This is a genomic window from Pseudobacillus sp. 179-B 2D1 NHS, assembly GCF_045370945.1.
Classification (GTDB): Bacteria; Bacillota; Bacilli; order Bacillales; family Domibacillaceae; genus Pseudobacillus.
This window is the reverse complement of the sequence record NZ_JBIQDP010000013.1, coordinates 1-12,567: the sequence shown is the minus strand read 5'-3', so window position 1 is coordinate 12,567 and position 12,567 is coordinate 1. Positions and strand designations below refer to the sequence as shown.

The 12,567-nt window shown below is 40.2% G+C and carries 10 protein-coding genes and 1 rRNA gene; 8 read left to right on the top strand and 3 right to left on the bottom strand.

Annotated features, from left to right (window positions below):
* Positions 1–5: 5 nt before the first annotated feature.
* The 3 genes from spoIIIJ to rpmH all read right to left on the bottom strand — a co-directional run bounded on the left by spoIIIJ (position 6) and on the right by rpmH (position 1,406).
* The gene (gene spoIIIJ / locus ACH0BF_RS13705) at positions 6–752 is read right to left on the bottom strand and encodes a YidC family membrane integrase SpoIIIJ (protein WP_340856308.1); all 747 of its coding nucleotides are present in this window, start codon (positions 750–752) and stop codon (positions 6–8) included.
* 96 nt (positions 753–848) lie between these two features.
* A complete protein-coding gene (rnpA, locus tag ACH0BF_RS13700; RefSeq protein WP_340851695.1) occupies positions 849–1,208 on the bottom strand; it encodes a ribonuclease P protein component in 360 nt (119 codons plus the stop codon).
* A 63-nt stretch (positions 1,209–1,271) separates the two neighbouring features.
* Positions 1,272–1,406 (bottom strand): 50S ribosomal protein L34, encoded by a 135-nt coding sequence (gene rpmH / locus ACH0BF_RS13695; RefSeq protein ID WP_049665949.1) that lies wholly within the window; start codon positions 1,404–1,406, stop codon positions 1,272–1,274.
* Positions 1,407–2,034: 628 nt separating this feature from the next.
* On the opposite strand from rpmH, the gene dnaA reads away from it, so the two are divergent.
* From dnaA to ACH0BF_RS13655, 8 genes are all read left to right on the top strand, one after another.
* Complete coding sequence (dnaA, locus tag ACH0BF_RS13690) at positions 2,035–3,378, top strand: chromosomal replication initiator protein DnaA (RefSeq protein WP_120035774.1); 1,344 nt, start codon at positions 2,035–2,037, stop codon at positions 3,376–3,378.
* A gap of 190 nt (positions 3,379–3,568) precedes the next feature.
* Entirely contained in the window at positions 3,569–4,705 is a 1,137-nt protein-coding gene (gene dnaN, locus ACH0BF_RS13685) for a DNA polymerase III subunit beta (RefSeq protein ID WP_120035775.1), read from the top strand.
* A 153-nt stretch (positions 4,706–4,858) separates the two neighbouring features.
* Positions 4,859–5,077: a S4 domain-containing protein YaaA gene (gene yaaA, locus ACH0BF_RS13680; RefSeq protein WP_120035776.1), complete on the top strand. Its 219-nt coding sequence runs from the start codon at positions 4,859–4,861 to the stop codon at positions 5,075–5,077.
* 20 nt (positions 5,078–5,097) lie between these two features.
* Positions 5,098–6,216, top strand: coding sequence for a DNA replication/repair protein RecF (recF, locus tag ACH0BF_RS13675; protein WP_120035777.1), 1,119 nt, complete (start codon positions 5,098–5,100; stop codon positions 6,214–6,216).
* A 252-nt stretch (positions 6,217–6,468) separates the two neighbouring features.
* Complete coding sequence (gene gyrB / locus ACH0BF_RS13670; RefSeq protein ID WP_340856307.1) at positions 6,469–8,394, top strand: DNA topoisomerase (ATP-hydrolyzing) subunit B; 1,926 nt, start codon at positions 6,469–6,471, stop codon at positions 8,392–8,394.
* A 136-nt stretch (positions 8,395–8,530) separates the two neighbouring features.
* Positions 8,531–11,026, top strand: coding sequence for a DNA gyrase subunit A (gene gyrA, locus ACH0BF_RS13665; protein ID WP_340851682.1), 2,496 nt, complete (start codon positions 8,531–8,533; stop codon positions 11,024–11,026).
* Between the two features lie 84 nt (positions 11,027–11,110).
* Positions 11,111–12,196, top strand: coding sequence for an HD-GYP domain-containing protein (locus ACH0BF_RS13660; RefSeq protein ID WP_340851681.1), 1,086 nt, complete (start codon positions 11,111–11,113; stop codon positions 12,194–12,196).
* Positions 12,197–12,493: 297 nt separating this feature from the next.
* Positions 12,494–12,567, top strand: a 16S ribosomal RNA gene (locus tag ACH0BF_RS13655); the annotation flags it as partial.

Here is a 12,567-nt window from a genome sequence, read left to right as displayed (position 1 = left end):
CCCTCCTAGTCATTAACTGAAGTGGTCTTACTAACACCAGGCCGGTTGATAATCAATGTTTGTACGATCATAAACACGTTACCTACTACCCAATACAACGACAAAGCAGCTGGTAAATTGACAGCAAATACAATAATCATAATTGGCATTAGCCAAAGCATCATAGCCATTTGTGGGTTCTGGTTCATTGCTCCAGCCATCATCAACTTTTGTTGTAGGAACGTTGTGATTCCCGCAACAAGCGGAAGGACAAAGAAAGGGTCTGGAGAACCTAAATCAAACCATAAAAAAGTATCTTGTTTAATTGCCTCTGTACGCATGATTGCCTGATAAAATCCAAAAATAATCGGCATTTGTATAATCAGCGGAAAACAGCCGGCGAGAGGATTTACCCCATGCTTTTGGAAAAGTGCCATTGTTTCCTGCTGCATTTTTTGCTGGGTCACAGCATCTTTTGACTTGTACTTTTCTTTGATCTTTTGCATTTCAGGCTGTAAAATTTGCATGGCTTTCGTATTTTTCGTTTGTTTGATCATCAGTGGTAAAATAATAAGTCGAATGATGATTGTAACGATAACGATCGCCCAGCCATAGCTGCCAACTGCCTCGGCAGTCTTTGTAATAACGACTGAAAGCGGATACACCACAAACTCATTCCAAAAACCTTTGCTGTCCGGCGTAATTTCTTTATTTACCTCTGTACAGCCGGCAAGCAGTACGGTGGTCACTGCTAAAAGAATTAGAGTGATCATCTTTCTATTCAAACGCTTCTCCCCCCCTGTCAGTTCTATACGGCGCCCCTTTTCTAAAAAGCCACCCATTTATTCTATTTTATTTTTTTACAATTTTTACTCATGTCGTTGTGTTCTTTGGTTGATTGCCTTTGCCCGCTTCAGCACATGAATGAGACTTTTTTTTACTTCCTTGCTATTCATCTCAGCAGCTGGCTTGCGGGCAATGACAATAAAATCGTATCCCGGCAGAATTTCTTCTTTTAATTCTGTAAAGCTTTGTCTGATGTATCGCTTAATCCGGTTGCGTATAACTGCATTGCCAACCTTCTTGCTGACAGACAACCCGATCCGGAAAGGAACAGCTAAATCTTTTCTATACATGTACACCACAAATTGACGATTGGCAAAAGACTTTCCGCCCTTGAAAACGGATTGAAACTCACTGTCTTTTTTTATGCGGAATGTTTTTTTCATTAGTCTATCACCTTTTCTTCGCCATTTTTTCTAAAAAAAAGACCACTGAGATTTTTCAGTGGCTTATGCAGATAATACTTTTCTTCCTTTAGCACGACGGCGAGCTAGAACGCGACGGCCATTTTTAGAGCTCATACGGCTGCGAAATCCGTGAACTTTACTTCTTTTACGTTTATTTGGTTGGTAAGTTCTTTTCATTATAAAACACCTCCCTGAGGAATGGAAAATTTAACGTTAAAGACAGTCTTTTTGATTATAAAGATGAACTCTTTTCCTGTCAATACCTAAACACAAAGCAAAAAATACCTCTTTTCCCCAAAAAGTCATTCTTCTTGCCATCATTTGATCTTATTTTTTTATTTAAGAAGACACTTAAGACACTTAACCAGGAAAACAGGCTTGTCCATAAGTCCACAAGCACTTTTCGAACAGCTGTGGATAAATTTCGACAGTTTTTTCTTATACACAGATGTTGCTGACAAGTTTTACACAAATGCGCCCCCTGTGGAAAAGTTTTTTTGCACAGGATGTAGTAGTTGTGGATAAATTTTATAGAGCATTGCATGAAAGCTCTTTTTCTGCTATCATTACTTTGTTTTCACTCTGAATAAGTATTTTTATAGTCTGACTTATCCACAATTGTGAATAAAGTGTTGATAAGTTATTCAACCTCTTTGTATAAAAATGTCCACAAGCTGTTAACAATGTCGAAAAACTATTTTTTTCTTATTTATATATTTAACCACACTCAAACGATTGCATAAATATAAATTCAGATAAAAAACTGTTATATAACAAACAAATTTTATCAGGAGGAGGGGGCCTCATGGAAAATATCGATGATCTGTGGAATAAAGCGTTGGAAAACATAGAGAAAAAAATTAGCAAGCCCAGCTTTGATACGTGGCTGAAATCTACAAAAGCACATTCCTTGCATGGTGATTCTATTACTATTTCAGCTCCAAACGATTTTGCAAGAGACTGGCTCGAAGGGCATTATTCGCAATTAATCTCAGGCGTTCTTGGTGAAATCACTGGAGAAGAGCTGTCCGTGAAATTCATCATTCCGGAAAATCAGGCGTCTGAAGACTACGAAATGCCGATGCCTAATAAACCAAAAAAGAAAGAAGAAATACACGACTTTCCACAAAGCATGCTTAATCCCAAGTACACATTCGACACTTTCGTTATCGGCTCGGGCAACCGTTTTGCTCATGCCGCTTCGCTTGCTGTAGCGGAAGCGCCAGCAAAAGCTTATAATCCACTGTTTATTTATGGGGGAGTGGGACTTGGCAAAACACACTTAATGCATGCGATTGGCCATTATGTACTTGAACATAATCCTAACGCCAAAGTCGTTTACCTATCTTCTGAAAAATTCACAAATGAATTTATTAATTCAATCAGGGATAACAAAGCAGTCGAGTTCCGGAATCGCTATCGCAATGTAGATATATTGCTAATAGATGATATTCAATTCCTTGCCGGAAAAGAATCCACTCAAGAGGAATTTTTCCATACGTTTAATACACTTCACGAAGAAAGCAAGCAGATTATCATTTCCAGCGACCGGCCGCCCAAAGAAATTCCAACGCTTGAGGATCGCCTGCGCTCTCGGTTTGAATGGGGATTGATTACTGATATTACACCGCCGGATTTAGAAACGAGAATTGCGATTTTACGCAAAAAAGCGAAAGCAGATAACCTTGATATCCCTAATGAGGTTATGCTTTATATCGCTAATCAAATTGATACTAATATTCGAGAGCTTGAAGGCGCGCTCATTCGCGTAGTCGCCTATTCTTCGCTGATTAATAAAGATATTAACGCGGATCTTGCAGCAGAAGCGCTCAAGGACATTATTCCTAGCTCAAAGCCAAAAGTGATTACCATCCAGGAAATCCAAAAAGTAGTCGGTGAGCAGTACAATGTTAAGCTTGAAGATTTTAAAGCTAAGAAGCGGACAAAATCCATTGCGTTCCCAAGGCAAATCGCCATGTATTTATCTCGTGAGCTGACCGACTTTTCCCTTCCTAAAATCGGTGAAGAATTTGGAGGAAGAGATCACACAACCGTTATTCATGCCCACGAAAAAATTTCTAAGCTGCTCGATACTGATAATCAGCTACAATCTAAAGTGAAAGAAATACAAAGTATTTTAAACTCTTAATAGTGTGCATAACTTTTCATGGGTTACAAACAGTCTGTCCACATGTGGATAGACTGTCTTGCTTTTGTTTTTTTGGATTATCCACATATTCACAGGACCTAGTACTATTACTATTATTTTTTTAAATATAAAATTATTATTATATGCAGCAGCTATAAACATTATGCTTGAATAATGAAAGGAGAAAAAAATGAAGTTTGCTATTCAAAAAGACCGCTTTGCTCAAAGCGTTCAAGACGTTTTAAAAGCCATTAGCTCCAGAACAACGATTCCGATTTTAACTGGGATTAAAATTGATGCGACTGAAGAAGGAATTAAGTTAACTGGAAGTGATTCTGACATTTCTATCGAATCTTTTATTCCAAAAGAAGAAGAGGGAAAGATTATTGTAGAGATTCAGCAAACAGGTTCCATCGTGCTGAATGCCCGTTTTTTCAATGAAATCGTGAAAAAACTGCCTTCTGAAAAAGCTGAAATTGAAGTAGTTTCTTCTTTTCAAACAGTCATTCGCTCCGGCCAGGCTGAATTTAATTTGAACGGGCTTGATCCTGATGAGTATCCTCATTTGCCTCAAATTGAGGAAGGGGAAGTCTTTAAATTGCCGACCGATTTACTTAAAGCCTTAATTCGACAAACTGTCTTCGCAGTGTCCACCTCAGAAACACGCCCAATCTTGACAGGTGTCAACTGGAAGATGGAAGAGGGACAATTAATTTGCATTGCAACAGACAGCCATCGGCTTGCTTGGAGAAAAGCATCAGTAGAAACCAATTCGAATGCTGAATATAACATCGTGATCCCAGGAAAAAGCTTGAATGAGCTAAGCAAAATCCTTGATGATTCACAGGAGCTTGTAGAAATTGTTATCACAGACAATCAAGTTCTTTTCCGGGCCAAGCATCTATTGTTCTATTCCCGTCTACTCGAAGGGAACTATCCGGATACTAGTCGCTTGATTCCAACCGACCACAAAACAAAGCTCGAGTTAAATACAAAAGATTTTTTACAGGCTATTGATAGAGCCTCCTTGTTGGCAAGAGAAGGACGCAACAACGTTGTTAAATTGTCAATGATTGATGAAGGAATGATTGAGATTTCTTCTAATTCTCCAGAAATCGGCAAGGTAACAGAGCAAGTAAAAAGCCGTGAAATGGAAGGGGAAGAAATTAAGATCTCTTTTAGTGCCAAATACATGATGGATGCGTTAAAGGTATTAGAGGGGACAGAAATCAATATCCAATTTACCGGAGCTATGAGACCATTTGTGATTCGTCCTGAAAATGATGATTCTATTTTGCAGCTTATTTTGCCTGTTCGTACGTATTAATTTGCTGCATAGAGTGAACAATAGGAAAAACTGAGAAAGAAGAGGCTGTTTCATGAAATGGGCAGCCTTCTTTCGTTTGTTTCTTCTTTGTGTTAAGGGCAAAAATTTAGTAAAATAAAGTATTAGAGAATTCATTCGAAAGCAGTGAAAAAAATGGATAAAAAAGTAGCCATCGAAACAGAATACATTCCTTTGGGCCAATTTTTAAAGCTTGCGGATATCATTCAAACAGGAGGTATGGCCAAATGGTTCTTAAGTGAACATGAGGTTTATATCAATGGAGAACTTGACCAGCGAAGAGGAAGAAAACTGCGTGTAGGCGACCGGGTGGAGATTCCAGGGACTGGCAGTTTTGAAGTTGTTGGTTTATAAAACAAAAGGATGTTTTGCATATGCACTTAACGGATTTGTCTTTGGAAAACTACCGGAACTATGCTTCTTTAAATATTGAATTCGAAAATAAGGTAAATGTTTTTCTCGGAGAAAACGCTCAGGGGAAAACAAATGTGATTGAATCGATTTTTGTGCTGGCTATGGCCAAATCTCATCGTACCTCTAACGATAAAGATTTAATTCGCTGGGAGACAGAGTATGCTAAAATAAAAGGAAGAGTGGAAAAAACTCAGGGTTCTGTGCCGTTAGAGTTAATCATTTCAAAAAAGGGCAAAAAAGCAAAATGCAATCATCTTGAGCAGCAGCGTCTAAGTCAGTATATAGGCAATATGAATGTTGTCATGTTTGCCCCTGAAGATCTTCACCTTGTCAAGGGCAATCCCCAAGTGAGAAGGCGTTTTATTGATATGGAAATAGGCCAGGTATCTCCTGTCTATCTTCATGATATCAGCCAGTATTACAAAATATTGCAGCAGCGGAATCGTTACTTAAAGCAGCTGCAAATAAAGAAAACGAGTGATCTAACCATGTTGGAGGTTTTTACAGATCAGCTAATACAGCTGGCTGTAAAGATTGTCAGAAAAAGATTTGATTTTATTCAGTTGCTGCAAGGCTGGGCACAGTCGATTCATTCAGGCATCTCCCGTGGAGGAGAAACGTTAAATATTTTGTATGAGCCGTCTATTAATGTATCAGAAGAGGACGATCCGTCTAAAATGATTCATATGTTCGAAGAAAAGTTTCATATGCAGCAGCAAAAAGAAATAGAGCGGGGAATCACAATGTTTGGCCCGCATCGCGATGATCTTATCTTCCAGGTCAACGGAAAAAATGTGCAAACATTTGGCTCCCAAGGCCAACAGCGAACAACGGCTTTGTCTGTCAAGCTGGCGGAAATCGAACTGATTCATTCTGAAATCAAGGAATATCCGATTCTTCTACTTGATGATGTTTTGTCGGAACTTGATGATTATCGCCAATCCCATTTATTGAATACGATACAAGGAAAAGTCCAAACCTTTGTAACGACGACGAGCACGGAAGGGATTCATCATCAGACATTGCAGGAAGCTTCGACATTTGCAGTGGAGAACGGAACGATCTCGCAAGTGAAGTGAACAGCATAGGAAACTCAACCTGGCTGTTAGTATAACCGAGAAACAGACCTTTATTCTTCGGATTGTTAACAATTATTTGATCAGCCTGACAGTTTAAGAAGCAAACTTTATCTATAATTTCAAAGAATAAGTTTTTATTCTTTTTATCTTATACATGAAGAAGTAAACATATGAAAATTATTTTCAAAAGTCTGTCGGTAAGCAATGGACCATTAGACTTTTGGAAGAAAGAGCAGGTGAACGGATTTGACTATGGAACAACCTAATACAGCTAACCAGCCTTCCTATGATGAGAACCAGATACAGGTACTCGAAGGCCTTGAAGCCGTTCGTAAGCGGCCGGGAATGTATATTGGTTCAACGAGTGGAAAAGGTCTTCACCATCTCGTCTGGGAAATTGTTGATAATAGTATTGATGAGGCACTCGCAGGATATTGTGACAAAATCCGAGTGATTATTGAAGAAGATAACAGCATTACAGTAAAAGATAACGGACGTGGAATTCCGGTTGGTATTCAGGAGCAGACAGGACGTCCGGCAGTAGAGGTTATTTTAACTGTGCTGCATGCCGGCGGGAAATTCGGCGGCGGAGGCTATAAAGTTTCGGGTGGTCTTCATGGTGTAGGGGCTTCCGTTGTTAATGCGCTATCCGAAGAACTTGAAGTGTTTGTTCACCTCAATAACAATATTTATTACCAATGCTACAAACGCGGAGTTCCACAAGAAGATCTTAAAATTATTGGCGAAACAGATTATACGGGAACGACTATTCATTTTAAGCCGGACAAGGAGATTTTTACGGAAACGACGGTCTATGAATACGATACGTTAGCGAACCGTTTGCGTGAACTTGCTTTCCTTAATCGTGGCATCACCATTATTATTGAGGATCGTCGTGAAGAAGGAAAAATGAATGAATATCATTATGAGGGCGGTATTAAATCCTACGTAGAGCATTTGAATCGGAAAAAAGAAGTCGTTCATAGCGAACCAATTTACGTGGAAGGCATGAAAGATGGAATTTCTGCTGAAATTGCTCTGCAGTACAACGAAGGGTTTGCGAGCAATGTATACTCATTCGCTAACAACATTAACACATATGAAGGCGGCACACATGAGTCGGGCTTTAAAACTGCTTTAACGCGTGTGATCAATGATTACGCGCGTAAAAACGGTTTAGTTAAAGACGGCGAAACCAATCTATCAGGGGAAGATGTCAGAGAAGGATTAACAGCCATTATCTCTATTAAGCATCCTGATCCGCAATTTGAAGGACAAACCAAAACAAAACTTGGTAACTCTGAGGCTCGTGCAGTAACAGATGCTGTTTTCTCTGCCCATTTTGAAACCTTTATGCTTGAAAACCCGGCAGTTGCCAAAAAAATTGTTGAAAAAGGCTTAATGGCTGCCCGTGCGCGGATGGCAGCTAAAAAAGCAAGAGAGTTGACGCGCAGAAAGAGCGCGTTGGAAGTATCCAGTCTTCCTGGAAAGCTGGCCGATTGTTCATCTCGTGATCCTGAAATCAGTGAACTGTTCGTAGTTGAAGGTGACTCAGCCGGTGGATCAGCCAAACAGGGCCGTGACCGTCATTTTCAGGCTATCCTGCCGCTTCGCGGAAAAATTATTAACGTCGAGAAAGCACGTCTCGATAAGATTTTATCGAACAACGAAATTCGCATGATTATTACAGCTCTCGGCACGGGAATCGGTGATGAGTTTGACATCTCCAAAGCCCGTTACCATAAGCTTGTTATCATGACAGATGCGGACGTTGATGGTGCCCATATCCGGACGCTGATGCTTACTTTCCTCTTCCGTTACATGCGTCAGCTGATTGAAGCGGGATATGTTTACATTGCTCAACCGCCGCTATATAAAGTGATGCAAGGTAAGCGTGTTGAATATGCGTACAATGACCGCCAGCTCGATGAAATTCTCGCAAGTCTTCCGGAAAATGCGAAGCCTGGACTGCAGCGCTATAAAGGACTTGGAGAAATGAATGCAGAGCAGCTATGGGATACAACGATGAATCCAGATACGAGAACCTTGCTTCAAGTTAGTTTGGAAGATGCCATTGAAGCAGATGAAACGTTTGAAATCTTGATGGGTGATCGTGTCGAGCCACGCCGGCAGTTTATCGAAGAAAATGCCCTTTATGTGAAAAACTTGGACATCTAATTTTGAGGAAAAGCCGTCCGTAAAAGAGAAAAAGGGAACGAGCAGGATAGATTTTTGTCTATCCTGTCTGTCTTTTTTCTAGCGGCCAAAGTTATTATTCATACATTAAAAAGTTCATTAAAGGAGGTTCTTTTACATGGCTGAAACGCCTCAATCCAGAGTAACAGAAATCAATATTAGCCAAGAGATGCGCTCATCATTTTTGGATTATGCTATGAGTGTTATCGTTGCCCGGGCACTCCCGGATGTTCGAGATGGCTTAAAGCCCGTTCATCGCCGGATACTTTATGCGATGAATGACTTAGGGATGACAGCTGACAAAGCATATAAGAAGTCTGCCCGTATCGTCGGGGAAGTAATTGGTAAGTACCATCCTCACGGTGACTCTGCTGTGTATGAAACGATGGTACGTATGGCGCAAGATTTTAACTATCGCTACATGCTTGTAGATGGCCACGGGAATTTCGGTTCGATTGATGGAGACTCTGCTGCCGCGATGCGTTATACGGAAGCGCGTATGTCTAAGATATCAATGGAATTATTGCGGGATATTACGAAAGATACGATTGATTATAAAGATAACTATGATGGTTCAGAAAGGGAGCCTGAGGTTCTTCCGTCACGTTTCCCTAATCTGCTCGTCAATGGTACATCGGGTATTGCAGTTGGAATGGCGACAAATATTCCTCCCCATCAGCTTGGAGAGATCATTGATGGGTTGATTGCTTTTAGTAAAAATGAAGACATGTCTGTGTTGGAAATTATGGAACACATTCCAGGTCCTGATTTCCCAACTGGCGGAATGATTATGGGAAGAAGCGGAATTCGCCGCGCATATGAAACTGGGAAAGGTTCCTTAGTTATTAGAGCAAAGGTAGACATTGAACAGCGGGCGAACGGCAAAGAAACGATCATTGTTAATGAGTTGCCTTATCAGGTGAATAAAGCAAGACTGATTGAAAAAATTGCTGAGCTTGTACGTGATAAACGCATTGATGGCATTACTGATTTGCGGGATGAATCGGACCGTAATGGGATGCGGATTGTGATGGAAATCCGCCGCGATGCCAATGCCAATGTTATCCTTAACAATTTATATAAACACACGGCTATGCAAACAAGCTTTGGTATTAATTTGCTGGCACTGGTCGACGGTCAGCCACGTGTATTAAGCATAAAAGAGTGCCTGCATCATTATTTAGAGCATCAGCGGGTAATTATTCGTCGCCGTACAGAATTTGAATTAAGAAAAGCGGAAGCAAGAGCCCACATTTTAGAAGGGTTGAGAATTGCTCTTGACCATATTGATGAAATTATCAGCTTAATTCGTAGCTCTCAAACGACTGAAATTGCTAAAAATGGACTAATGGAGCAGTTTTCTCTGTCAGAGAAGCAGGCGCAAGCTATTCTTGATATGCGTTTGCAGCGTTTAACTGGACTAGAAAGAGAGAAAATTGAAGAAGAGTATCAAAATTTAATTCAATTAATTGGAGAATTAAAAGCCATTTTAGCTGACGATGAAAAAATTCTTGGAATTATTCGTGACGAGTTATTGGAAATTAAAGAGAAGTTCAATGATACACGCCGCACAGAAATCATGGATGCCGGCGTGGAAGATATCATGGATGAAGATTTAATTCCTCGTGAGCAGATTGTTCTTACTTTGACCCATAACGGTTATATTAAGCGCCTTCCTGCTTCTACTTACCGCAGTCAAAGACGTGGAGGACGCGGTATACAAGGCATGGGGACGAATGAAGATGACTTTGTTGAGCATCTGCTGACTACTTCCACTCACGATACTATTCTTTTCTTTACAAATAAAGGGAAGGTCTATCGTTTGAAAGGATATCAAATTCCTGAATTTAGCCGCACAGCTAAGGGGATCCCAATAATCAATCTGTTGGAAGTGGAGAAGGATGAGTGGGTCAATGCGATGATCCGTGTCGAGCAATTTGACGCCGATGCCTTCTTATTCTTTGCAACAAAATCAGGGATCGTCAAACGTACGCAACTAACGGAGTTTGCCAATATCCGAACCAATGGATTACGAGCTCTTAATTTAAGAGAAGATGATGAGCTAATATCTGTGCGGCTGACTGATGGTCACCAGCACATCGTAATAGGTACGCGCGATGGCATGATGATTCGTTTTGAAGAAGAAAATGTTCGTCAAATGGGACGGGTGTCGACTGGAGTCAGGGGAATCAGATTGTCGCCTGACGATTGTGTGGTAGGCATGGAACTCCTCCATGAAAATGATTATGTTCTTATTGTGACGGAGAACGGTTATGGAAAACGGACGCCAGAAAAAGATTACCGCATCCAGACAAGAGGCGGTAAAGGATTGAAAACATGTAATATTACGAGCAAAAATGGACCGCTTGTTGCTATCAAAACAGTGAGTGGAAAAGAAGATTTAATGCTGATTACAGTTGGCGGTGTCCTTATTAGAATGGATATAGAAGATATCTCCATTACCGGCCGAAATACGCAAGGGGTGAAGCTTATCCGTTTGCAGGATGAAGAGACGGTAGCTACTGTAACAAAAATAGCTAAAGAGGAAGAAGAGGAATTAATGGATTCCCTTTCTGATCAAGATATAAATGAAACTCATAAAGAAGTGGAATAAAAGCCGGTTTTACCGGCTTTTTTTATTTCTAATCTATCCAATATTTGTTAGAATATAAGTAAAAAAACCTGGGGGAAAAGAAGGATGTACGTGAAGGTAGAGGATTTAAGAGAGGGAAACGTACTGCTGGACGATGTCATGGGGAAAACCCCTGTGCCGTTAATGGCAAAGGAAACCACTTTAACAAGCTGGCACATTAAAATACTTAAAGCATTCTTAATTAACGAAGTTGCCATTACAGAGGGACCTTCAATGGAGATGACTGTGGAAAAAGAAGTAACGGAAGAGAAAAAAGATTACCAAGCAGCCCCGCCTTCAGTCAAACAAACAGACTTCTTCCAGAATTATCTTCAAAGTGTAGAAGAGCATAATAAAGAATTTCAAAAGTGGCGAGCAGGGGGAGGGATAGACATTGTTAAAATCCGTGAAATTATCCTACCATTGCTCGAAAGGGTAATAAGCAACCCTGAATTACTTTTAGAGCTGATAAATTATGCGGAGAAAGAGAAGTACTTTTCCCACCATGCTATCTCAACTGGACTGTTAAGCGGTGGAATGGCTGTGCAGCTAAATTATGAAAAAGGAACGATTGTTCAGGCAGCTCTTGCCGGTACACTAGCTGATTGTGGAATGGCGAAAATTGACCCGCGCATTTTGTTGAAAGAAAAGGCATTAACGGCTGGGGAAAGAAAAGAAATTCATGATCATCCACTCGCAAGTTACAAGATGGTTAAAGATATTAGCCTCTTAAAGCCAGAGACCAAACTAGCTATTTTTCAACATCATGAAAGAATGGATGGGTCTGGGTATGTGAATGGGATAAAAGGAGACAAGCTGTTGCCGGTTTCACGTATTGTTGCTTTAGCAGATGTTTTTCATGCCATGACGACAGACCGTCCATATCGGAAAAGGCAGCTCCCGTTTAAGGTGCTCGAAATGTTCAGGGAGGATTTCTTTGGGCAGTTTGATTTGTCCGTGGTTAAATCATTAACGACTCTTTTTACTAAGCTTCCTGCTGGGACAGTTGTTCAGTTATCAGACGGACAAGTTGCTACTATTGTTTTTATGAAACAACAATATCCTACAAGACCGTTGTTACAGTTACAGAAGAGTGAAACGATTTTAGATCTTGAGAAAAGAAGAGATCTTTACATCGAAAAAATTCTTTAGTGCCACGACGACTGCTCTGAAAGCTAGCCTCAGCTTTCAGAGTCTTTTTTCTTCTTTGCTGGATTTTGTGCTGGCCTGAGTCTTAATTATTAATTATTTCCATGAAACGTTATCAAGAAAGTGCATATACTAAATAATTTATAAAAAAGTTAATGAATTGTATTGACCAACAAGTTTAAAGGTGATATATTATAAAAGTCGCTTGATTGCGACGCAATAATTGAACATTGAAAACTGAACAAAATACATGCCAGTAAGTTAATTCTTATTTTTAAAACATGAGCAAGTCAAACAATCTTTTTGGAGAGTTTGATCCTGGCTCAGGACGAACGCTGGCGGCGTGCCTAATACATGCAAGTCGAGCGGACTTG

Excerpts from the sequence above, each read along its gene's own strand:
- spoIIIJ (WP_340856308.1), bottom strand. The coding sequence starts at position 752 with ATGATCACTCTAATTCTTTTAGCAGTGACCACCGTACTGCTTGCCGGC.
- rnpA (WP_340851695.1), bottom strand. The coding sequence starts at position 1,208 with ATGAAAAAAACATTCCGCATAAAAAAAGACAGTGAGTTTCAATCCGTT.
- rpmH (WP_049665949.1), bottom strand. The coding sequence starts at position 1,406 with ATGAAAAGAACTTACCAACCAAATAAACGTAAAAGAAGTAAAGTTCAC.
- dnaA (WP_120035774.1), top strand. The coding sequence starts at position 2,035 with ATGGAAAATATCGATGATCTGTGGAATAAAGCGTTGGAAAACATAGAG.
- dnaN (WP_120035775.1), top strand. The coding sequence starts at position 3,569 with ATGAAGTTTGCTATTCAAAAAGACCGCTTTGCTCAAAGCGTTCAAGAC.
- yaaA (WP_120035776.1), top strand. The coding sequence starts at position 4,859 with ATGGATAAAAAAGTAGCCATCGAAACAGAATACATTCCTTTGGGCCAA.
- recF (WP_120035777.1), top strand. The coding sequence starts at position 5,098 with ATGCACTTAACGGATTTGTCTTTGGAAAACTACCGGAACTATGCTTCT.
- gyrB (WP_340856307.1), top strand. The coding sequence starts at position 6,469 with ATGGAACAACCTAATACAGCTAACCAGCCTTCCTATGATGAGAACCAG.
- gyrA (WP_340851682.1), top strand. The coding sequence starts at position 8,531 with ATGGCTGAAACGCCTCAATCCAGAGTAACAGAAATCAATATTAGCCAA.
- ACH0BF_RS13660 (WP_340851681.1), top strand. The coding sequence starts at position 11,111 with ATGTACGTGAAGGTAGAGGATTTAAGAGAGGGAAACGTACTGCTGGAC.